This is a genomic window from Nocardiopsis nanhaiensis, assembly GCF_054778635.1.
Window position 1 is genome coordinate 1 of sequence record NZ_BAAGZJ010000112.1, and the last position, 21,743, is coordinate 21,743.

Annotated in this window: 17 protein-coding genes and 2 pseudogenes; 7 read left to right on the top strand and 12 right to left on the bottom strand. The window is 70.1% G+C overall.

Features of this window, described 5'->3' with window-relative positions; translation table 11 throughout:
• The 4 genes and pseudogenes from ACYVD1_RS31890 to ACYVD1_RS31905 form a co-directional block, all read right to left on the bottom strand.
• A pseudogene (locus ACYVD1_RS31890) lies at positions 1-450 on the bottom strand (hypothetical protein); the annotation flags it as partial.
• On the bottom strand, positions 447-1,418 hold the full coding sequence (gene murQ / locus ACYVD1_RS31895; protein ID WP_460778182.1) for an N-acetylmuramic acid 6-phosphate etherase: 972 nt from the start codon (positions 1,416-1,418) through the stop codon (positions 447-449). The pseudogene ACYVD1_RS31890 and the gene murQ, both read right to left, overlap by 4 nt.
• Positions 1,419-1,507: 89 nt before the next feature.
• Positions 1,508-3,004 carry a sodium:solute symporter gene (locus ACYVD1_RS31900; protein ID WP_460778183.1) on the bottom strand — a complete coding sequence of 499 codons (1,497 nt, stop codon included), beginning with the start codon at positions 3,002-3,004 and terminating at the stop codon, positions 1,508-1,510.
• A 505-nt stretch (positions 3,005-3,509) separates the two neighbouring features.
• A complete protein-coding gene (locus ACYVD1_RS31905; RefSeq protein WP_460778184.1) occupies positions 3,510-4,232 on the bottom strand; it encodes a GntR family transcriptional regulator in 723 nt (240 codons plus the stop codon).
• 149 nt (positions 4,233-4,381) lie between these two features.
• On the opposite strand from ACYVD1_RS31905, the gene ACYVD1_RS31910 reads away from it, so the two are divergent.
• The 3 genes from ACYVD1_RS31910 (at position 4,382) to ACYVD1_RS31920 (ending at position 6,354) form a co-directional block, all read left to right on the top strand.
• Positions 4,382-4,804, top strand: a complete 423-nt coding sequence (locus tag ACYVD1_RS31910; protein ID WP_460778185.1) for a hypothetical protein — start codon at positions 4,382-4,384, stop codon at positions 4,802-4,804.
• A gap of 84 nt (positions 4,805-4,888) precedes the next feature.
• Entirely contained in the window at positions 4,889-5,680 is a 792-nt protein-coding gene (locus ACYVD1_RS31915; protein ID WP_460778186.1) for a DsbA family protein, read from the top strand.
• Positions 5,677-6,354, top strand: a complete 678-nt coding sequence (locus tag ACYVD1_RS31920) for a vitamin K epoxide reductase family protein (protein ID WP_460778187.1) — start codon at positions 5,677-5,679, stop codon at positions 6,352-6,354. Before ACYVD1_RS31915 ends, ACYVD1_RS31920 begins: the two co-directional genes overlap by 4 nt.
• Before the next feature lie 52 nt (positions 6,355-6,406).
• On the opposite strand, the gene ACYVD1_RS31925 is transcribed toward ACYVD1_RS31920, so the two are convergent.
• Together ACYVD1_RS31925 and ACYVD1_RS31930 are read right to left on the bottom strand one after the other, a co-directional pair.
• Positions 6,407-8,107 carry a hypothetical protein gene (locus ACYVD1_RS31925; protein WP_460778188.1) on the bottom strand — a complete coding sequence of 567 codons (1,701 nt, stop codon included), beginning with the start codon at positions 8,105-8,107 and terminating at the stop codon, positions 6,407-6,409.
• Entirely contained in the window at positions 8,104-8,754 is a 651-nt protein-coding gene (locus ACYVD1_RS31930) for an ATP-binding cassette domain-containing protein (RefSeq protein WP_460778189.1), read from the bottom strand. Before ACYVD1_RS31930 ends, ACYVD1_RS31925 begins: the two co-directional genes overlap by 4 nt.
• 95 nt (positions 8,755-8,849) lie before the next feature.
• Between ACYVD1_RS31930 and ACYVD1_RS31935 the strand changes: the two genes are divergently transcribed.
• From ACYVD1_RS31935 to ACYVD1_RS31950, 4 genes are all read left to right on the top strand, one after another.
• A complete protein-coding gene (locus ACYVD1_RS31935) occupies positions 8,850-9,224 on the top strand; it encodes a DUF6247 family protein (RefSeq protein WP_460778190.1) in 375 nt (124 codons plus the stop codon).
• Between the two features lie 267 nt (positions 9,225-9,491).
• Complete coding sequence (locus tag ACYVD1_RS31940) at positions 9,492-10,574, top strand: pilus assembly protein TadG-related protein (RefSeq protein WP_460778191.1); 1,083 nt, start codon at positions 9,492-9,494, stop codon at positions 10,572-10,574.
• Positions 10,575-10,728: 154 nt separating this feature from the next.
• Positions 10,729-11,703, top strand: a complete 975-nt coding sequence (locus ACYVD1_RS31945) for a hypothetical protein (protein ID WP_460778192.1) — start codon at positions 10,729-10,731, stop codon at positions 11,701-11,703.
• Positions 11,704-12,483: 780 nt separating this feature from the next.
• Positions 12,484-13,329, top strand: a complete 846-nt coding sequence (locus tag ACYVD1_RS31950; protein WP_460778198.1) for a hypothetical protein — start codon at positions 12,484-12,486, stop codon at positions 13,327-13,329.
• A gap of 48 nt (positions 13,330-13,377) precedes the next feature.
• On the opposite strand, the gene ACYVD1_RS31955 is transcribed toward ACYVD1_RS31950, so the two are convergent.
• The 6 genes and pseudogenes from ACYVD1_RS31955 to ACYVD1_RS31980 all read right to left on the bottom strand — a co-directional run.
• Positions 13,378-14,550 carry a pectate lyase family protein gene (locus ACYVD1_RS31955; RefSeq protein WP_460778193.1) on the bottom strand — a complete coding sequence of 391 codons (1,173 nt, stop codon included), beginning with the start codon at positions 14,548-14,550 and terminating at the stop codon, positions 13,378-13,380.
• Between the two features lie 293 nt (positions 14,551-14,843).
• The gene (locus ACYVD1_RS31960; RefSeq protein ID WP_460778194.1) at positions 14,844-16,562 is read right to left on the bottom strand and encodes an ABC transporter family substrate-binding protein; all 1,719 of its coding nucleotides are present in this window, start codon (positions 16,560-16,562) and stop codon (positions 14,844-14,846) included.
• Positions 16,563-16,638: 76 nt separating this feature from the next.
• Positions 16,639-18,837 (bottom strand): dipeptide ABC transporter ATP-binding protein, encoded by a 2,199-nt coding sequence (locus tag ACYVD1_RS31965; RefSeq protein ID WP_460778195.1) that lies wholly within the window; start codon positions 18,835-18,837, stop codon positions 16,639-16,641.
• 11 nt (positions 18,838-18,848) lie between these two features.
• Positions 18,849-19,760, bottom strand: coding sequence for an ABC transporter permease (locus ACYVD1_RS31970; protein WP_460778196.1), 912 nt, complete (start codon positions 19,758-19,760; stop codon positions 18,849-18,851).
• Positions 19,761-19,839: 79 nt separating this feature from the next.
• Entirely contained in the window at positions 19,840-20,820 is a 981-nt protein-coding gene (locus ACYVD1_RS31975) for an ABC transporter permease (RefSeq protein ID WP_460778197.1), read from the bottom strand.
• Positions 20,821-21,413: 593 nt separating this feature from the next.
• Positions 21,414-21,743 (bottom strand): annotated as a pseudogene (locus ACYVD1_RS31980) (family 2 glycosyl transferase); the annotation flags it as partial.

Genomic DNA, 21,743 nt, shown 5'->3' on the forward strand with positions numbered 1-21,743 from the left:
GCCGCGGGCGACGATGGCCCCGCCCCCGCCCGCGAGCGCCCCGAGGTGGGCGGTGACCGCGTCGATGGCCGCGGCCGCCGGGACCCCGACCTCTTCGGCGGCCAGGGCGACGAGCGCGGCGGGATCGTCCACCAGGGAGGCCAGACCGGTCGCCCCGATGCCCGCGCCGCGGACCCCGGCCATCTGCTCCGGCCAGGCGTCGGCGGCGCGTTTGACCAGGTCGAGGACTACCCGTGGCACATCGCTGCCGCCGGAGCCGATCTGGACGCGGGGCCCGGACAGCTCCCAGCGCCCGCACTCCCGGTCGCCGCCCTCGTGACCACCGGTCTCCCGGTGGTCGCCGAGGTCGGCGGGCGCCACCGCGATCCGGCTGCCGGAGCCGCCGACGTCGATGCCGAGCACGGTCCCGCGGGCGAACGTGCTCCCGGGGTCCTGGTCCCGCCCCGTCATGGGCGGGCCCCGTTGCCCGTACCGTGCACACCGGCGAGTGTGTCGCGTACCGAACCGGAGTGCTCTTCCAGCAGGTTCCGGGCCTGCTGGGGCGAGACTCCGCTCAGGGACGAGACGATCGCGGCCTTGAGGTCGCCGCCGGTGCGCTGGAGCAGCTCCCGGGCCGCTGGCTCGCTCAGGTCGGCCGCCTCGCACAGGATGTGCACGGTCCGCTCGCGCAGCTTGCTGTTGGTGGCCACCACCGAGACCATCAGGTTCTGCCAGGTGTGCCCCGTGGCGATCATCAAGGCCGTGGAGAACCCGTTGAGCACCAGCTTCTGCGCGGTCCCCGCCTTCATCCGGGTGGAGCCGGTGACCGCTTCCGCGCCCGTGTCCAGCACGAGGTTGCTGTCGGCGTACTTGGCCAGCGGGGCCTCCGGGTTGCTGGAGATGAGCACGGTGTACGCCCCGGCGGCGCCAGCGGCCTCCAGGGCACCGCCCACGTACGGGGTGGAACCGCTGGCGGCCAGGCCGATCGCGACGTCGTCGGCGCCCAGCCCGGCGGCGGCGCGGCGCCCGTCCTCCTCGGAGTCCTCCGCGTTCTCCACCGCGCTGACCAGCGCCTGCTCGCCACCGGCGATGTGGCCGACTACCCGCCCGGGCTCCAGGTTGAAGGTGGGCATGAGCTCGCTGGCGTCTAGGACACCCAGGCGCCCGGAGGTGCCGGCCCCGAAGTAGTGCACGGTCCCCCCGCGGCGCAGGCGGTCGGCGGCGGTGTCGACCACCGGTGCCAGGCCGGGTAGGGCGGCGGCAGCGGCGTCGACGGCCACCCGGTCCTCCGCGTTGAGCAGCTGCAGCACCTGGAGGGAGTCGAGGTCGTCCAGGTTCTGGCTGCGCGGGTTGCGCTGCTCGGTCGGCGGCAGGGAGCGCCGCCGCGCGTCGGCGTCCGTCGGTGGGATAGCGCCTGTCATCTTCTCTGTACTTTCCATGGTGGTGACGGTCGAACGGGCCCGGCCGCGGACGGTCCCGCGGCCAGGCCCGTGATCGAGCCCGTGATCGGGCCCGGGGGTGGGTGGGCCTACTGCTCGGCGGCCGGGGTCTGCTCCTCTTCGGTCGGGGCCGGGTGCCGCAGGGCCAGGAGTCCGCCGATCACGAAGGTCACGATCACACCCATCAGCGGGTACCACTGCCAGGCGACCCAGATCTCGCCGGTGACGTACTTCTCCATGACGAAGAAGAAGCCGTTCACGGCGATGGCGGCGATGAACGCGATGTTGACGTCCGCGGCGCGGGCCCGCTTGTTCGCGATACCGAAGATGAAGGCCCCGAGCAGACCGCCGTAGGTGATTCCCGCGACGCCGAGGGCGAGGATGACGATGTTGCCCTCGTCCGACTGGAACACCGTCGCCGGGGCGATGAAGGCCAGACCCCAGCCGATGGTGGCCCACCGGCCCACGCGCAGGCCCTGCTCGTCCGTCACCGGTGTCTTCTTGAGGCGACCGTAGACGTCGCTGACGGTCGAGGACGCCAGCGCGGAGAGCGAGGAGGAGATGGTGGACATCGCGGCCGCGAGGATGCCCGCGAACAGCAGCCCGGTGATGCCCTGCGGCAGTCCCTCGATGATGAACAGCGGGAAGATCTCGTCGTCACGGGTCAGGCCCAGGGCGTCCGGCGAAGCGTGCTCGTAGTAGGCCCACAGCGCCAGGCCGACCAGCAGGAAGATCGCGAACTGGATGAACACCAGGATGCCGGACCAGATGAGCGCCTTCTGCGCTTCGATCTTCGACCGGCAGGTCAGCAGGCGCTGCACGATGAGCTGGTCGGAGCCGTGCGAGGCCATGGCGAAGACCGCACCGCCGATCAGCGAGGCGATGAAGGTGCCCTCAGCGGAGATCGGGTTGCCCTCGAAGATGAACATGTTCATCTTGCCCGCGTCGAAGGCGTCGACGAACCAGCCGCCGCCGGTTGCGGACATGATGACGAAGATCGAGAGGATCCCGCCGCCCACGTAGAGGAACATCTGGAAGACGTCGAGCCACACCACGGCCTTGATGCCGCCGACGAAGGTGTAGACGATGGTCACCGCCACGAGCACCACGATGATGGTGAAGTAGCTGGCTTCCAGGCCGATCGAGTCGAGGATGATCTTCAGGGGGATCGCGGCGGCCAGGACGCGGATGCCGTCGGCCAGCAGGCGGGTGAACAGGAACGTCACACCGGCGGTGGTCTGGGTGCTCTGGCCGAACCGCTTGCCCAGGTAGGCGTAGGCGGTGACCATCTCACCGTCGTAGTACCTCGGGAGCATGAAGAACGCCACGAACACGCGGCCGATGATGTAGCCGAGCCCGAGCTGGAGGTAGGAGATGTCGCCGAGGTAGCTCATCACCGGGATTCCGATGACGGTGAGGGCGCTGGTCTCGGTGGCGACCACCGAGAGGCTCACCGCCCACCAGGGCATGTTCCTGCTACCGAGGAAGTAGTCCTTCAGGCCGGTCTGGCGACCGCTGAGTCTGAGACCCAGCCAGGCTGTGGCAGCCAGATAGACCACGATCACCACAAGATCGAGGGTCTGCATGTCTTGTCTCCTTAGTGCGAGTCAGGAGGGCGGGAGGGGTGGTGCGGTTGTGCGGACTGTTGTGGGGGGTGTGATCCGGGGAGTGGGGTTGACAGGGCGGGACAGGGTCGGGGCGCCGGGGCGCAGTTGGACAGGAGGGGTCGGCAACGAAGGGCACCGGTGGACGCATGGGGCCGTGGCCGGTGGTCCGCGCCGAACGGGCCGACCGACCACCGGGGGAGGGTTTTCCGGCTCCAGGGGTCCCGCGCAGGGGCCACCGGAGATCCGCCCCGGCGCCGCTGCGACAGAGGCAGGCGCGAGGGTGGCCGTCGGTGCCGGGGTGCGGGCTGTGCCGGAGCAGGCGGAGTCGGAGGCCGGGCCGCGGCCGGTGCGGTCAGCGCCGAGACGAGGGGCACGGCCCGAACCCCCGGGGGTCACCGCTGGTCCGCCGAGGTTAGGGCATGTTCGGCGGACACATACCCTGCTCCGCGTCGCCCTAGGGCTCCCGGTACCGGACCGGCGGTGGTCATACCGGTGCCCCGGCAGGTACCGCGGGCACGGTCAGCTCGGTGCGGATCTTGTAGCGGTCGCCGCGGTAGACCGAGCGCACGAACTCGATGGGCACGTCGTCGACGCTCCACGAAGTGCGCTCGAACAACAGCGCGGGCGTGTGGACCGGTACCTCCAGGTCCCGGGCCTCCCGCTCGTCCAGGAAGGCGGGCTCGATGGTCTGCACGCTGCGGGCGACCACGATGCCGCACCGTTCCCTGAGCAGGTCGTAGAAGGAGCTGTCCACCAGGTCGGCGGCCTTCAGGTCCGGGATCAGCCGACGCGGCACATTGAGCTCTTCCAAGGCGATGGGCTCGTCGTCGGCCAGGCGCAGACGGGTGACCTTGGCGACCTCGTCCGTCTCCGCGACCCGGAGGTGCCGCCCGATCCGCGCGCCCACGGGGGCGACCTCGAAGGCCAAGGGGCGCGCGCCGGGGCGGAGTCCCCGTGCGCGCATATCCTCGGTGAAGGAGCTGGCCATCAGGGACTGGTCCAGTTTGGGGCCGAGGGCGAAGACCCCGGAACCGTGCCGCCGGCGCACGGCGCCACGGGTGACGAGCTCGTCGATCGCGCGGCGGAGCGTCATGCGTGAGACGCCGAGCTCCTGTGCGAGATCGCGCTCCGGGGGGAACTGGTCGCCCGCCCCCATCTCATCAAGGCGGTCCAGGAGCAGGTCCCGGACCTCGTGGTATTTGGTCACGCCCCCATTGACACACAGCCCATCAGTGAAATCAAGACCACTGGACTAACTTTCCAGAACCGGGCTCAGCGCGGCCGCGAGAACGGCTGGAGGGCAGGTCATCCGGGGTCCAGGCAGAGCACCCCCGAACCAGCGCTACAGTTCGTTCCATGAGCACGCACACCGACAAGAAGCGTCTGAGGGCCCTCGCGGCGCCCTCGGTCGCCCTTGTCGTGCTGTGCTTCCTGTGCGCCCTCTGCTACCCCGGCGTCGCTTCGGCGCAGTGGTTCGCGAACCCGGAGGCGGTCGCGGCACAGGCCGCCGAGCCTGCGGCTCCGGACGGCCTTGGGAGCCAGGGCGGCCAAGAGGGCCAAGAGACCCAAGAGGGCCAGGGCGTCGTCCACGCCTGTCCGACACCCGGCGAGCAGGGCCTGCTCACGGCCCAACCGCTCCTGGCGCTCGGCTCCGCCCTGACCGCCGCACTCCCCGTTGTCCCGCGGGCCGGGCCCTCCCTGACGGCCCTCGGCCACCTCGAACCCACCGCACCGCACGGGTACGGGCTGCTCACCCTCCTCTGCGTCCAGCGGGTCTAGAGGCACGACCGAGCCCCACACCGCTCCCCCGCGACGGGGCTCGTCAACCGTGCCGAAAAACCTCCTGGAACACAGGGAATCCACATGAGCAAGAACCTGGCCATCACCATCAGCCTCATCCTCGTCGCCGTCGTGGGGATCGCGCTGCTCGCCTACAGCACCGACGGCAACGGCGACGGCGCCCCGGCCGCGGACGCCGACGCCACGACCGACATGGAGGACCTGCCCACCGTCCCGACCGACGTGCTGGTCCGCGAGGACAGCCACCACCTGGACGAGGTGGACGACGCCGCGGTGACCGTCGTCGAGTTCCTCGACTTCGAGTGCGGGGCCTGCGCCCAGCAGTACCCCGTCATGGAGCAGATCCGCGACGACTACGACGGCGAGATCAACACCGTCATCCGGTACTTCCCGCTCCCCGGGCACCTCAACGCCGAACCCGCGGCGGCCGCCGTCGAGGCCGCCGCCCAGCAGGGCGCCTTCGAGGAGATGTACTCGCAGGTGCTCGAGACCCAGGCATCCTGGGGCGGCGCCCAAGAGGACCAGAGTGAGGTGTTCGCCGGCTTCGCCGATGACCTGGGCCTGGACATGGACGAGTTCGTCGACACCATGGAGTCCGCCGAAACGCAGGAGCGGGTGCAGGCCGACCTCGACGACGGTGCGACCGCCGGGGTCGAGGGCACGCCGACCATCTACGTGAACGGCCGCCTCGCGCCGAGCATGCCCAGCTACGAGCAGCTCTCGCACATGATCGACAGCGAGCTGGAAGAGGGTTCCGCGGACTCCGAGGGGACCGAGGACGCCGGAGGCGGCGACGCCGACAGTGACGAGGGCGAGGACTCCGAGGCCGAAAGCTCCGAGGAGACGGACGGATGAGCCCGGGAGCGCTGAGCCCCGAACGGGAGGTCGGCTCTCCCCCGGGTTCCGAGGTCCCCGTCATCAGCCGGGCACTCCCCTGGGTCCTGGTGGTCGGCGGGCTGATCGGGTTGGTCGCCTCCGCCGCACTGCTGGTGGAGAAGGTCCAGATGCTCTCCGACCCGGACCACGTGCCCTCGTGCACCATCAACCCGGTGCTGGCCTGCGGCACGGTGATGGAGACTCCGCAGGCCGAGGTCTTCGGCATCCCGAACCCGATTATCGGGGTGGCCTGCTTCGCGGCGGTCCTGGCAGTGGCGGCGGCCCTCCTGGCCAGGACCGGTACGGGATCGGGCTCGGGGCCGGGCTCGGGGTTCCGGCCGTGGTTCTGGCTGGGACTGCAGGCGGGCACCCTGTTCGGCGCGGTGTTCGTGCACTGGCTGATCTTCCAGAGCCTCTACCGGATCAGCACGCTGTGCCCGTACTGCATGGTGGTGTGGGCGGTGACGGTCCCGATCTTCTGGTACGTCACGCTGCACAACCTCCGTACCGGCCACCTCCCGGTCGCGGCCGCCCTGCGCCGCCCCCTCGGTGTGCTGGCCCGCAACCACACCGTGGTCCTCACGCTGTGGGCCCTGGCCGTGGTCGGCGCCGTGGGCCAGGCCTTCTGGAGCTACTGGTCGACCCTGTTCTAGACCGTGCTCGGCGGGTGGTCGGGCGCCCCCGGCCGCCCGCCGCCCACCCGTATCAGGCACTGAGGCTGGCCCGGGCCCGTTTGCGCGCCCACCGCACCAGCCACCCGGTGCCGGCCACGACCCACAGCACGTCGAGCCACCACAGGCCCAGAACCACACCGGGTCCCCAACCGAGCCCCGTACCCAGCACCACCGGTGCGGTCACCACGAGCAGCCCCAGCAGTCCGGACAGGTGCCACGCAGCCATCTGGAGCGGCGCGGTGTTCCCCATGGGGGTCTCGACACCCAAGGCCAGTTCGTCGGGCATGTACCCCCGGTACACCCCCACCAGAGCGCCCGCGACGGTCGCGGGCAGGGCGAGGAGCAGCATCCCCGCCTCGGGCGGGGCCGCCCCGCCGAGCACGAGGAGCGGCACCGCGGCGCCGGCCACCACAAGGAGCGAGGCCAACGGCAGCACACCGTGCATCAGGGCGATGGTGCCGAAGGACTGGGTGGGCGGCAGGTAGCGGATACGGCGCGGGTCGGCCACGTCCATGCGGGCACCGGCCAGCAGTTGCGTGGCGGCAAGGTACAGCAGCACCGTCGGGGCCGCGATCCAACCGGCCGCTGCCGCACCCGACAACTCCGCGTCCTCCCGGACCAGCGCCAGCGCGACCCCGGTAAGCAGGCAGCCGCGCAGCACTGGGTAGGGCGTGCGAACCATGCCGAGCAGGTCCCGCCACAGGACCAGGTAGCGGGCCCTGCGCGGGGGCCGGAGCCGGAATCGCGGCCCGGAGCCGCGCTCCGGTCCGCGGCCACGGGTGATGGCCCCTCTGACGGGTCCGGTGTCCTGGTCAGCGCGGTCCATCCGTTCGGTGACGGCGACCTGGAACCAGCTCGGGTCACTGAGCCAGAGGCCGGATCGCAGACCGGAGGCGGTCGTGCCCCGCTCACGCAGGGAGACGGGTTCGACGAGGTCGAGGGAGCGCCAGGCGCGCCCGAACAACCACAGGGTTCCCGCGGCCAGCAGGGCCGACCCGCCCCAGGACCAGAGCCGGAGCGGCGGCACCGGAAGGGGAAGGATCCAGATCAGGGCGGCCGCGCCGAGCAGCACTATGTGGACGAGCGCGTGCCAAGGACGCAGCGCCCGGAGGGCTCGGCTGCCGTGGGCGACGACCAGGGCACCGCACGCGGTACTCGCCGGTCCCACCAGCGCACCGGCCAGTCCGGCCTGTGCGAGCAGAGCCCACGCACTCCCCTCCGAGGAAGGCATCGGCAGCACCGTGCGCCACAGCAGCACCAGGGTCAACGGGCCGAGCACGGCCCCGACCGCCGCGCGCAGAGCAGCGGACCGCAGCAGCGCGGAGGTGAGGAACCGGGCACGGTCCACCGGCAGGGACAGCACCCAGTCGATGACCGGGGCGCTGACCTGCACGGGGCCTCGTACCGTGCCCTCCCGCGCGGAGAACCACAGCAAGCCCAGGAGCCCGGACAGCAGCAGCGGGACGACCACGGTGAAACGGTGGGCGGGCCACGGGTCGAGGAGCCCCGGTTCGGCGACCACCTCGACCATCGCGATGACCGCCGGAGGCACCGTCAGCGCCCCGATGAACACCACCAGGTAGCCGGTATAGGCCGCGTCGCCGCTGTTGCGGCGCAGGGCGGCGCGGCGGTGGGCACGCAGCAGGCGCGCCACCAGGGCGGTGGTCCGGGCGCTGTCCTGGGACGGAGAACCGTCCGGAGCTCGGGACGCGGAGCGGTCGACCGGCCTCACGACGGGTGGCTCTCGGCGTCGAAGTCGTGCACCTGGTCGGCGAGCGCGTCGACGAACGGGCGGTGGTGGGTGGCGAGCAGCAGACACACGCCTTCGGCCTTGCGGTCCGCGAGGAACCCGGCGAACCACTCCTTGGCGTTGGTGTCCAAGTGACGCTCGGGCTCGTCCAGGACGATGAGCTCCAGGCGGGGAGTGAGGAGCATCGCGGCGATCGACATGAGCTGCTGCAGCCCGCGGCTGAGCTTGCGCGGGTTGAGGTCGGCGTGGTTCCCCAAGCGGCAGCGGTCGAGGGCGTCGCCGACCCGGTCGGCGGCGCCCTCTCCGTGGCCGTGGCCGACCGCGACGAGCTCGAGGTGCTCGCGGACGGTGAGGTCGGGGAAGTAGGAGACCTCGTCGAGGACGAAGACCCGGCTGCGGAAAGCCGGTGAGTTCTGTGCGGGGGCACCGCCCAGGACCTCGATGCCGCCCTCGTCGGGGTGTTCGGTGCCCGCGGCGATACGGAGCATCGTGGACTTGCCGCAGCCGTTCGCGCCGACCAGGGCTGCGCAGCGCCCCGCCTCGACGGTGAGGTCGAAGGGCCCGATCACGTGGTGGGCGTCGTAACGGCGGACGACCCCGTCGAAGCGGACCGTACTCGTCGGACCCACGCACGCTCCCCTAACGAAAAGGCCGTAAATCCCGAAGATTAGTTCATTCCACCGCCCCTCAGCAGCACGTTGTCCACAGGTGACGGAGAGCCCGCTTGTCTGACCTGACCGGACGGCGCATGCTCTTTCCACGCCACACGGAAGAGGTGAGTCAGCTGAGCCCAGAGCCCGCCGCCGACCCGTCCGCCCTCCGCGCCGCCGTGCGCGACCTCGCCCCCGCCTCGCTCGCGACCTTCGACTCCCAGTACCGGATCGCCCAGGACCTCGCCGTCCACGGGCGGGACACCGAACCGGTACTCATGTTCCTGCGCCGCTGGGGGGTGTTCGTCGAGCGGCGCCGCTGCCCGACCCGCGCGGCCCGCCTGGACCGGCTCGAACTCGTCGCCGCCCAGGCCACCAACCTCCGCGCCGCCCGCGCGGCGGCCCAGGAGATCGCCCGGATCCTCAGCCAGTCCCCCCTGCGCCCCTGAGCTCCGGGACACCCCGTCCCCGCTCCGCTCCTCCGACAGCGCACCCTGCTCGCGCCGCTGACGGTGGCCAACGGTGGTCGGTCCGTGGCCAACTGTGGTCACGCGGTCAGCCGCGCCTCCGGCGCCACCTGGGATAACCCCGCCCCCTGTCCACAGGTGAAAAACCCGGGCCTATACCTCAGAACCCGCCCGGGTTAAGCTGCGCCCGGCAGGACTCTGCACCCCCTCCCCCACCCCCAACACCCCCTGCGAGACCCCCGGACCACCATGCGACGGAGCTCCCCCCACACGGCACGTAGACGTCAACTCCAGGGCCGCCGCGACGACGGACAAGCGAACATCCTCCTCCTCTTCGGGCTGACCCTCGGCCTCCTCGCGCTCACCGTGCTGTTCGTCAGAGTGGGGGCCGCCAACGACATGCGCTCGCAGGCGCAGACCGCCGCGGACGCGGCCGCGCTGGCCGCGGTGGGCGCCCTCCGGGACGAGGCCGCCGACCAGCTCTCCACGGGCGTCTTCCCCATGCCCCGGTACGACGAGGAGATCGCCGAGAGCCGCGCCGAGACCTACGCGCGCGAGAACGGCGCCGTGCTCACCGACATCCGCGCCAGTGACAACGTCATGGGCCGGTCCGGCAACATCGTCCGGGTCGAGATCCGGGGTGCGCTCTGTCAGAAGGAGCTGGAGGAGGACGGTTCCCGCCACTGGAACGACGTGGTCTGCGAGGACGAGGACGACGTGGACGGGTCCGCCGTGGTCGGCGACGCCGAAGCCATCGCGATGATCGAGATGTCCACCGACTGCGGCCGCGACGACGACGGCCTGGTCTGCGACGGCGCACCCGTCACCGACGCCGAGCAGGCCTCGGAGTTCTTCGACGTGCACCTCATCGACCAGGAGGGCCAGTACCGCTTCGACCCGGACGTCGTGTTCGGCGGTGGCCCGGTCGTCGACTGCGACTCCCTCGGCGGCCTGCACCCCGCCATGTGCGCCGCACACGGGGTCCTCAACGAGGAGTTCCCCGGCTTCTACATCAGTGCGGGCGGCTACCGGCCGGGTGACGAAAGCGATCACGGCTTCGGTGAGGCCGTCGACTACATGATGGCGGACTACGGTGCGACCCCGACGCCCGAGATGCACGCGACCGCCATCGAGGTGATCGACTTCCTCATCCAGAACCACCAGGAAATGCAGGTCAAGGGGATCATTTACGACTACCACATCTGGAACCCGAACCGGGATGCCACGGGCCCGTGGATGGAGGTCCGGCGAACGGCCACGTATCACGGCAACCCGACCCTGGACCACGTGGACCACATCCACCTCTCGGTCGGCCCACCGCCCTTCCGGTAGCCGACCTCGCGGTGGGCGCGCCTGCGGTGGGCGCGCCGCCGCCGGGTATCCGCCGATGCCCTCGAAGAACCCCGCCGGATAGGTCGTTCCCGGGGTTATCCACAGGTTTTCGCGGTGTCTTGTCCGGGCCGGTCGGGGCGCCCAACCTGGAAGTATGACGCGAAGCCACGGCTCCCCCTCCGGTTGCACCCCTCTCTTCCCCCGCCCCCGTCCCGCCCCTTCCCCGAAGACCCCGCGGGCCGCACAGGCGGCACGGCCCCACGGCTCCCCGCTCACAGGGCTGCCGCCCGACCACGACCTCCTGCTCCGCACCCTGCGGCCCGTGCTCGCCCACCTGTCGCCGGACGCCGTCGCCTTCGGGCGCACCGCGGCCTACGTCTGGGGCGTGGACCTGCATCCCCACGGGACGGAGGTGACCCGCAACCGGCTCCACGTGGCCGTGCCTCCGGGGGTCACCGGGGCCGCCCGGTACGGGGTCCGGCCGCACCGCGAGCGCGTCCCCTGTTCCGCACGTACCCTCGTCCAGGGGGTACGGGTCACCACCCCACCCCGGACCGCGTTGGACGTGGCGGCGGGTGCGTCCTCGCTGTACACGGCGACCGCGGCCCTGGACCGTTTCCTGTCCCTGCGGTTGACCAGCCGGGCCGAGCTCTTGGCGGCCGTGCTGAACCATCCCCGGAGCCGGCAGCGCCAGATGCCGCGCGCGCTGCGCCTGGCCGATCCGCGCAGCCAGTCACCGGCCGAGAGCTGGGCCCGGGTCCTGCTGTACGAGGCGGGCCTGCCCCGGGCCCAACCGCAGTGCCCGGTCCCCAGCGCGCAAGGGCTTCTGCACGCCGACCTCGGGTGGCCGCAATACCGGGTGGCCGTGGCCCGCGTCAGCGCCGAGCACCACTCCGCGCGCCACGAGCGCGCCCGCGACCGGCTGCGGTACGCCGCCATGGCGGAGGCGGGATGGACGGTACTGGCCATCGGGGTGTACGACCTCCGTACCCGCCCGGCCGGGTTCCTGCGCCGGATCCTGGCCGCACTGAACGAACACGGCTGGGAGGGATCACCCGGGCAGCGGCAGCAGGTACTGGACGCCCTGCGCCGCCTCGAGGACCGGCCACCGCGCCTGGGCGAGGAGTGACCGGTCGCGGGAGGGAGGCACCGGGACGAGGAGAAGGGTCGACAGGACACGGGCAGGGGGCGATGGCGCACGGACCGGTGATGACCTGGCGCCGGATGGGGCGGAAGGGGCGCGAACCGGGCGCACCCGGGCCCTCGGACCGGGGCGGGGCACTGCTGGAGTACGCCGCCCTGCTCCTGTTGGCGGTGGCGCTGGTGGCGTCGCTGACGACGGCTCTGCCACGCGTGCCCGAGTCCCTGCGCTCGGCGGTGGACCGCACGGTCGACCCCGGGGCGGCCGAGACCGGCCAGGAACCGGGTTCGGACGGTGAGGGCACCGGGGTGGACGCGGGTCCCCTCCCGGACCCCTTGGATGTGGCTGATACCGTCCGGCGGTGCCTGCCCACCCCGGACCCGGTGGGGCGGGTGGACTGCGCCCTGGCCCTTCTGGGGCTGCTGGACTCGGAGGTGCTGGAGGCGACCATCCTCCGGCTCCGGGCCGAGGAGCTGGTCGAACTGTTCTCCAGCCGCACCTTCAGCACCTCCGCGGCGGCCCGCGTCGCCGTGCGCCTCCTCTGGGACCACGCGTCCGACGAGGCGCTGCGCCGACTCGTGCAGACGGAGACCTTCGGCTTCCTCCGACCCGCCCTGGACTCACCGCACCTCGAGTACACGCTCCGGTTCGTCACCGTCAGCGGAGATTATGTGCGCGCGGCACTCGAACGGAGCAGTGAGTCACCGCGTCGTACCCCGCGTAGGCGGTACCCCCCGCACAACGAGCCGCAGAATCGAGGGGTTGTCAGTGACGACATCGATGCCGCCCACCGGGAAGGAGCCGGAGGGCGCGGAACCGGATCGGCCCAGCTGGCCGGTGATCCTGTCCGTGACCCTGCTCTGCCTCGCGGTGATCGCCAGCGGTTGGGGCGTGGCCCGGCTGACACTGGGCGGCAGTGGGCCGGAGGCCGCGGCGGAGAACGGAGAGACCGCGGACTCGGCACACGGGGCACAGGAACCGCGGCTGACCGCCGGAGACGTCGACCCGGAGGACGCGGACGCGTTCCTGGAACTGGCCGCCCAAGAGCTGCGTGCCGCCCCCGCCTTCCACGTCAGCTACACGCAGTACCAGGACGGTCGGGAGGTCGGGAGCGGTTGGTCTCGCCACGGGCCCGAAGCCGACACCGCCTTCGAACACCACCACAAGACCGCCACCGGGGTACGGGTCTTCCGCTACGACCTGCCCGAGGCCGGGTTCATGATGACCGCCCAGAAAGGGCTCTCCGGGATGACACTGCTGGACCAGCCGACAGAGGCCGACCGGCGCCTGTGCTCGGTGGACTTCGTCCTGGCCACCTTGGACGATCTGGCTGACACGGCGGACGACCTGGCGCTGGTGGGGGCGGAGGAGATCACGCTGCCGGAGAGCACGAGGGGGATCTCCGGCAGCGAGCACACCACCCACCGGTACACGGGGACGTTCTCGGCCCTGAAGGGCGGCTACGAGACGATGACCGGCCGCAACACGCTGGCCCGCGTCGCCGGCGCCGAGTTCGACCTCTGGGTCGACGAGGAGGGGCATCCCCGAAGACTCAGCTACACCTCACCCGAGGGCACCGGCGAGACCTTCGACTACCACGTGCTGTCGGCCTGATCCCGGCCCGGCCCGATCCCGTGGTCGGCCGGAGCCGTCCGAATCCGTCTAGTCGGTACCGGCCTGCTCCATCACCAGGTCGGGGACGTCGACGGTGTCGTCGAGCTCGTAGTCGTAGGGCGGATCGGGGACGTTTCCGCGCAGCTCGGGCTGTTCGGAGTCCACCAGCAGGTTGTCCCGGGTGACCACGTTGCCGGGGTCGTCCTCCTCGGAGGAGACCGACAACGGGGTGCCCTCGAAGTAGTTGCCCTCCACCAGCACGTTCGAGCCGTAGGCGGACTCGACCCCGTAGTCGGGGTTGGCCCGGAAGTAGTTGTTGAACACGTGGACGTGTTCGGCGTTGCGGGCGCGGGGGTGGCGCCCGGAGGTGCCGTCGAAGTAGTTGTGGTGCACGGTCACCCGCAGCGCGCCGGGATCGTCGTCACGGCCGCCGACACTGATCGCGGAGGCGGCTTCGGTGAAGTGGTTCCAGGACAGGGTGACGTGGTCGGCCCCGTCGGTCATGGAGACCAGGGCGCCGTCCTCTCCCCCGGAGAACGTGGATCCGTCCACCCACACGTGGTGGGCCCCGCCGAGGACGGAGATCGCGGAGCCGTCGGTCTCCATGATCAGGTTGGCGAGGATGACGTTGCTGGAACCGTCCAGCACCAAGCCGCCGCCGGTGAGCTCGGCGCCGTCTCCGACCCCGACGAGGGTCTTGTCGGAGGCGACCGGGACGTCGCCGTCGAGGCCGATCCCGCCTTCGACCTCCACCACCAAGGGCTCGTCCGCGGACAGGTGCTCGGCGAGTTCGCCGGCGTCGGTGGCGGTCACCGTTTCGCCCTCGGCCCCTCCGGTGAGGCCGGGCCCGGAGTCCTCGCCGTCGGCCTGCTCGTCCGGGGCTTCGGTGGCCGGGCCGCCATCGGGGTCCTCGTCCGCCGGGTCCCCCTCCGAGTCGGCTTCCGAATCCTCGGCGTCCTCACCGTCTTCGTCCTCGGCGACGGACTCCTCCGCCAAGGGCTGGTCCACCCAGCCGACCGGGGTACCGAAGGGCCATTCCTCCTCGTCGGTCTCGTCCTCCGGGGGCGGGCTGGCCTCGTCCGCCCCGGGGTCGGGTTCCACGGCGGCGTCCGCCGTGGGGTCGGCGGCTTCGTCGGGGTCCCCGCCGTCGCGGGAGCAGGCGGTGAGGGCCGCGCACAGCAGGACCGCCGCACATGCGGCGGCGAGAGGGTGGGGTCGCATCTGGAACTTTCCAACGAGCGGGGCAGGGGGGCGGTGTCGGACGGCACCGATTCTCTCAGGAGGGGGGAGAGCCCTGGCACAGCCAGCCCCACTTTTCCGACGGTCCGATGGCGCCGCGGCCCGGCAGGCCGATAATCCGGCGCCCCGGCGGCGCGCCGTCCGGGTGCGGGACGGCGGAGGGCGCCGACCCCCGAAGGGGGCCGACGCCCTCGCTGTCACATTCCGCGGACGCTCACCGCGTCGGCGCGGACGCCTGCTGTAGCGCCCGGTGGAGCAGGTTCACCCGGGGGTGACTACTCCGCGGCCCAGCCGATGTCCTCGTACACGTAGTCCGAGGCCAGGCCGTACTCACCCCAGTTGTGCAGGTCCTCGTCCATGACCCACAGGCCGGGACGCTCGTACAGCGGGATGGTCACGACCTCTTCCCACAGCGCGGCGTCGATCTCGTTGGCGATCTCGTTGTAGCGGTCCAGCTCGGGCTCTTCGGCCATCTCGTCGAAGAGCTCGTTGATCTCCGGGGTGGAGTGGCGGCTGTTGTTGTTGCCCCAGTCCTCGCCGTCCTCGTCCAGCGGACCGCCGTAGTTGCCAGCGCTGAGGCCGTTGTACGGGGAGGAACCGGTGAGCACGAAGGCGGCCATCTCGAAGTTGCCGGGCGTGATGTACTCGGTGAACAGCGAGTTGGACGGGACCTGCTGGACGTCGACCTCGATGCCGACCTCGGACAGCATGTCGCGGGCCATGTCGCCCTCGTCCTGGGCGATGTCCATGCCCTCGACAGCGACGTAGTTCAGGGTGAGGGTGTCGCCGTCCTCGTCGGTGCGGACGTCCTCGCCCTCTTCGAGGGTCCAGCCGGCCTCGTCGAGCAGCTCTTCGGCGCGCTCGATGTCGACCGAGCCCAGGTCGCCACTGTTGTCCTGGAAGCCGTCCTGGCTGGAGCGCAGGAGGCGGTTGACCTCACCGGTGATGGGCCAGTCCACGGCACCGAGGGCGACCTCGGCCATGACGTCGCGGTCGATGGTCAGGGCGATGGCCTGGCGGACGCGGACGTCCTCCAGCCGCGGGCTGGAGCCGTTGAGGCTCACGAACCGGTGGCCGTGGTTGACGCCGGCGGTGAAGTAGGCGCCGTCGCCCTCCCGGTCCTTCAGGAGCTCGTAGCCGGCGGCGTCGTAGCCGAGGTAGAAGCCGTCGATCTCACCGTTGTCGTAGGCGCCCGGCATGGCGGCGCTGTCCATGGCGTCGAAGATGATGCGGTCGAGCTTGGGCTCGGTACCCCACCAGTCCTCGTCCTTCTCGATGGTGACGCGCTGGGCGGTCTCGTCGAACTCCGCGTCGCCGAACGGGCCCGCGGTGACGGGGAGGTCGCGGTAGTAGTCCTCCGCGAACATCTCCTCGTCCTCCATGTACTCCGCCGGGTACAGCTCGGAGAACAGGGTCGGCCAGTCACCGAAGGGCTCGTCCATCATGAGGGTGAACGAGTACTCGTCGTCGCCCTGGACGACCTCGTCGATGCGCTCGTAGCCGATCGTGGAGCCGAGCTCGTACTCGCCGTCGCGGTGGCCGCCGCGCGTGAGGGCGTTGGCCTCGTAGTCCTCCCACGTGATGGGCTCGCCGTCGGACCAGACCGCGTCCGGGTTCAGCTCATAGGAGACCTCGAGCCCGTCGTCGCTGACGTCGTAGTCGAGGACGTACTCCTCCTTGGGCATGAAGTCGCCGTCGACGGTGTAGTCGCTGGCCGAGGGCATGGTCGCTGCGATGACCCGGCGCACGTCGGCCTTGTTGCCCTGGACATGGGCCATGTTGTGCTGGTCTTCGTACTCGGTGATGGCCCAGACGAAGTCGCCGCCTTCTTGGAGGTCGTCGCGGTCGGCCGGGTTGAGGTCCTCCGGCGGGAGATCCGAGACGGCCTCCTGGGCCGCTTCCTGGTCGTTTCCGTCGTCGTCGCTACTGCACGCACTGGCCACCAACACCAGAGCTGCGGCGGGGGCGAGAAACCGCGCCTTCCCGATTCGCATGGGGATCTTCCTCCTGTGATGTGTCAGCCAGTGCGCGGGGTGGCACTGGCCTGTGCCGTCACGAACCACCGACCTGCTAGAGGACCTCCTGCCGTTCCGCGAAGTGGCAAGCAGCACCCTGGTCTCCACCGTTGGTGGGCAGGATCTGTGGCTCGACGCTCATGCACTGCTCCTGGTCGGACTCCGAGAGCGTGATGAACTTCTGGCACCTGGTCCGGAACCTGCAACCCGAGGGCGGGTTTGCGGGGCTGGGCAGGTCACCGTCCAAGACGATGTGCGTGCGTGCGCGTTCCTTCTCCGGGTCGGGGATCGGGATGGCGGACAGCAACGCCTGGGTGTAGGGATGTGCCGGGTTGGTGTAGATCGACTGGGTGTCGCCGATCTCCACGATCCGTCCGAGGTACATGACGGCCACGCGGTCGGCGATGTGCCGGACCACGGAAAGGTCGTGCGCCACGAACAGGTAGGAGAGGCCCAGGCGGGCCTGGAGCTCCTCCAACAGGTTGACCACGCCGGCCTGGATGGACACGTCCAAGGCGGACACCGGCTCGTCGAGCACCAGCAGTTTCGGTTCCAGGGCCAGGGCCCGGGCGATACCGATCCGCTGGCGCTGCCCGCCGGAGAACTCGGCGGGGAAGCGCGTGGCGTGTTCGATGTTGAGCCCGACGAGGTCGATCAGCTCGTAGACGCGCTGGGTGACCTCCGGCGCCGGGACGCGGTGGGTGCGCAGGGGCTCGGCGATGATGTCGAAGACCGGCATGCGCGGGTCGAGCGAGCTCATCGGGTCCTGGAACACGATCTGCATGTCGCGGCGCAGATTGAACCGCTCGGCCTTGGTGAGTGTGGCCGCGTTCTTGCCCATGACCTCGAGGGTCCCCCGCTGGGGTTTGTCCAGGCCGAGGATCTCCATGAGGGTGGAGGACTTTCCGCACCCGGACTCGCCGACCAGGGCCAGGGTCTCGCCCTCCCGGATGTCGAAGTCGAGGCCGTCGACCGCGTACACGGTACCGACACGGCGCTTGAGGACGGCGCCCTTCATCAGCGGGTGGTGCTTGATGATGTCCTCGACCCGGAGCATCTCCGCCCGGTCCTCGCGGCGCGTCGACGCCGCCGGGACGTCGGGGATGTCCGGGAGGGGGTAGATGTCCTGGGCGGTCCAGTCGTTGGTGTCGATCTCGCCGGAGCGGATGCACGCCGCCCGCTGGACCCCGGTGTCGTGGACCTCGTCGCTGGGTTCGCCTTCGGCCTTGGCCCCGTGCTGGATCTCGGCGGCGGAGGGCTGGGACCCGATGGCCAGAAGGGCGGGCTCGGCCAGCTCGCACTCGGGCTGCGCGATGGGGCAGCGCGGCGCGAACGTGCAGCCGGGCGGCAGATCGGTCAGGGACGGCGGGTTGCCCTTGATGGGGACGAGGGCGCCCTGGCGCTCCAGGTCCATGCGGGGTACGGCGCCGAGCAGGCCCATGGTGTAGGGCATCCGGCTGCGGTAGTAGATCTCGTCGACGCTGCCGATCTCCACGGGGCGGCCCGCGTACATGACCAGGAGGCGGTCGACGAAGCCCGCGACCACACCGAGGTCGTGGGTGATCATGACGATGGCTGCGCCGGTCTCGCGCTGGGCGGTGCGCAGCAGGTCGAGGACCTGCGCCTGGATGGTGACGTCCAGGGCGGTGGTGGGCTCGTCGCAGATGATCACGTCGGGGTTGTTGGCCATCGCCATCGCGATCATGACGCGCTGGCGCATGCCCCCGGAGAACTCGTGCGGAAAGGACCGGTAGCGGTGCTCGGGGTTGGGGATGCCCACGAGGTCGAGGAGCTCGACGGCGCGCTGTCGGGCCTTGGCCTTGCCTGCCTTGGGGTCGTGGACCAGGACGGCCTCGGCCAGCTGGTCGCCGACGGTGTAGACGGGGGTGAGCCCGGACAGCGGGTCCTGGAAGACCATGGAGATGACCTTGCCGCGTTTGCGGGCCATGTCCTTGTCGCGCATGCCGAGGATCTCCTCGCCGTGCAGGCGCACGGAGCCGGTGATCCGGGCGTGGTCGGGCAACAGGCCCATGGCGGCCATGGACGAAACGGACTTGCCGGAGCCGGACTCGCCCACGATGCCCAGGACCTCGCCCCTGCTGACCGTGTAACTGACGCCGCGGACCGCCTTGACGTCGGGGTTGTTGCCGAAGCCCCGGAAGGTGACGGTGAGGTCGGTGACCTCCAGGACGGGGGCCTGATCAGGCCGCTCACTGCGCACGGTCTGGCCCTCCGCGGTGGTGTCGATAGTCATGTGTGTACCCCCTAGGACCGGCGCGACTTGGACGACGGGTCGAGGGCGTCGCGCAGCCCGTCCCCGATCATGTTCACGGCGAGCACGAGCGCCACCAGCAGGACTGTGGGGAACAGGAACACCCACGGTGCGGTGGTCGCGAAGGAGGAGCCGTCGGCGATGACGACACCGAGGCTGATGTCCGGAGCCTGGACGCCCAGACCGAAGTAGCTGAGCGCGGTCTCGCCGATGATCGCCGTGCTGACCATGATCGTCGCGTCCGCGATGAGCAGCGACGACATGTTCGGCAGGATGTGGCGCAGGATGATCTTGTAGGGGGGCACGCCCATGAAGCGGGCGGCGTGGATGTACTCGCGTTCGCGGAGTGAGATCGTCATTCCGCGCACCATCTTCGAGGTGACCATCCAGCTGAACGCCGCCAGCAGGATGACCAGGATCAGCCAGCCGCCCTGGCCGACGAAGTGCCTCGACAGGATCGCCAGGATGACGAAGCTGGGCAGGACCAGGGCAAGGTCGGCGATCCACATCAGGGCCCGGTCGGACATCCCGCCGAAGTAGCCCGCGAAGGCGCCGACGATCGCGGCGACACCCGTGGAGATGGCCGCGACCAACAGGCCGATGAGCAGTGACTTCTGCAGACCCGCGGTGGACTGGGTGAAGATGTCCTGGCCGGTGCGGTTGGTGCCGAACCAGTGCTCGGGCGAGGGGCCGTCGAGCATGGCGAGGTAGTCGCGTTCACCGACCTCCCAAGGGCTGATGAGCGGGCCGAGGAAGGCCAGGGCCGCCAGCAGGCCGATCATCACGAAACCGACGATGACGCGTCGGGTCGCGAGCAGTTGGCGCCCGATGTCTCTGAGCCGGTTGGGTGCCGGGGGCACGGCCGGTGGCTGCGTGGTCTCCGGTGTGGTGTCGGACTGGCTCATGGCGTGGTCTCCAGCGTGGCGGCCGCGGATTCGCGCGGGAGGGACGTGACGGTGAGGTGGTGGCGGGGATCGGTCATCGTCACACCCGCACTCTCGGGTCGAGCCAGGCGTAGAGGATGTCCGAGAGGAAGGACGCCGTCATGATGGTGACCGCCATGAACCAGGAGACGGCCGCGACCACGTGGACGTCCTGTCGGGCGATGGAGTCGATCAGCCAGGCACCCATGCCGTGCCAGCCGTAGATCTTCTCGGTGAAGGTCGCACCGGAGACCAGCATGCCGAAGGTGAACGTGAAGTAGGTGATGGTGGGGATCATCGCGGTGCGCAGGGCGTGTTTGAACAGGGCCTTGCGCCGGGTGAGCCCCTTGGCCATCGCGGTGCGTACGAAGTCGGCGCCCAGGACGTCCAGCATCATGTTGCGCTGGTAGCGGGCGAAGGCGGCGAACAGCGTCAACGCGAGCACGAGTGTGGGCAGGAACGCGTGGTAGACGCGGTTGAGGACGAGTTCCCACCATGCGCCTTGGATGCCGGCCGTGTACTCGCCCGAGTACCTGAGGAACTGGAAGCCGAGGGCTTCGTTGACGGCCACGGCGAGGACCTGGATGACGATCGCGATGACGACGGTGGGGATCGACAGCACGAAGAAGGAGGCGCCGGTGGCGGCCTTGTCGAAGGCGCGGTACTGGCGCACGGCGGCGTAGGCGCCGATGGCGATGCCCATGGCACTGCCGATGATGGTGGCCACCGTGATCAGGCGGAGGGTGACACCGGCCTTCATGAGCATTTCGCTGGTGACGTCACCGCCCTGGACGGTCTGGCCGAAGTCACCGACGAAGAGCCCGCCCAACCAGGTGAGGTAGCGCTCGATCAGCGGCGTCTGGTCATTGAGGTTGAGGCTGTCGAGCTGGGCGTTGACGTACTCCGGATCCGGCGGCGGCTGCATCTGCTCGAAGTACTCGCGCGGCATCAGGTTGGTGGCCGCGAGCATGTAGGCGAAACTCGTCGCGAGAAAAATCAGCACGACGTAGTTCAGCAGCCGCCTGGCCAGGAACTTGCCCAAAACTATCTCCGAACCTCAACAGCCGAACCCAGCGCTCGATATGTGGTTGCGAGTCGCAGTTACTGAGGAACGTCCCGAGGCGGACAGGGGACCGCCGCACCCGGGTGGCCTCAACCCAGGACTGCTAACGGTCTCCGCCACCATGAGGATTACTCCCAGTGACTGTCGAAACACACGTACTTTCCGCTCACGATCCGTGACCGGAATGCCAAGAGTCTGCGGGATCACTAGACACTTGCCGGTAACTGACACATCAAGAAAGGACAACGGTGGCAATTTGGGCAGCAACCACTGACCCCATTGTCAAGATTACACTATCTGCAACCTATCAACAGCATTGCGTAATCACACCGCGCTGGCCTGCACTGATGTACTCCTTAAGGATCGAACGGGTAAACGTCGTTTACCATGCCTAGACCCTTTTCGGCGAAGTCGACCCCGATTCGCAACACGCACGAAACACTCACACCCTCGGGGGCACCCAGGGTCAAGGAAGCTTCCCGAGAGCGTTAGCCGCGGGCATAAACTCCGCCGCCCCAAAACATCGACAGCCCCACCCCCACCTCCAGTTCCATGACTATGAGTAACCATTGTTAACGCTTGCTAACGAGCGAGGTCGACTCCTGCTTACGCCAGGAATTACCGGCATCCCCCGCCACCTGGATGGACCCCCGCTTGGCCAGCACCGGCGGCCTGGGACGGGGGACCAACGGGGCCAGCGAACCGGCCCTGGCCATGCCCCACCACGTCCCCAACGAACGGGCCGCGTCCCCGGCGGCGGCCAGGCCCGCCCACCCCACCGGGCCCACCACGGCCGCGCCGTGCCGACGCCGCCAGGAGAGCAGATGCGGCACCGTCAGCACAGCGCCCGCCGTCAGCGCCCAGCGCGCCGGAGGCCCACCGCGACCCGTCCGGGCAACACG

Bases quoted from the DNA above. Each gene is read 5' to 3' on its own strand.
- murQ (WP_460778182.1), bottom strand. From the start codon at position 1,418: ATGGAAAGTACAGAGAAGATGACAGGCGCTATCCCACCGACGGACGCC.
- ACYVD1_RS31900 (WP_460778183.1), bottom strand. From the start codon at position 3,004: ATGCAGACCCTCGATCTTGTGGTGATCGTGGTCTATCTGGCTGCCACA.
- ACYVD1_RS31910 (WP_460778185.1), top strand. From the start codon at position 4,382: ATGAGCACGCACACCGACAAGAAGCGTCTGAGGGCCCTCGCGGCGCCC.
- ACYVD1_RS31915 (WP_460778186.1), top strand. From the start codon at position 4,889: ATGAGCAAGAACCTGGCCATCACCATCAGCCTCATCCTCGTCGCCGTC.
- ACYVD1_RS31920 (WP_460778187.1), top strand. From the start codon at position 5,677: ATGAGCCCGGGAGCGCTGAGCCCCGAACGGGAGGTCGGCTCTCCCCCG.
- ACYVD1_RS31940 (WP_460778191.1), top strand. From the start codon at position 9,492: ATGCGACGGAGCTCCCCCCACACGGCACGTAGACGTCAACTCCAGGGC.
- ACYVD1_RS31945 (WP_460778192.1), top strand. From the start codon at position 10,729: ATGACGCGAAGCCACGGCTCCCCCTCCGGTTGCACCCCTCTCTTCCCC.
- ACYVD1_RS31955 (WP_460778193.1), bottom strand. From the start codon at position 14,550: ATGCGACCCCACCCTCTCGCCGCCGCATGTGCGGCGGTCCTGCTGTGC.
- ACYVD1_RS31960 (WP_460778194.1), bottom strand. From the start codon at position 16,562: ATGCGAATCGGGAAGGCGCGGTTTCTCGCCCCCGCCGCAGCTCTGGTG.
- ACYVD1_RS31965 (WP_460778195.1), bottom strand. From the start codon at position 18,837: ATGACTATCGACACCACCGCGGAGGGCCAGACCGTGCGCAGTGAGCGG.
- ACYVD1_RS31970 (WP_460778196.1), bottom strand. From the start codon at position 19,760: ATGAGCCAGTCCGACACCACACCGGAGACCACGCAGCCACCGGCCGTG.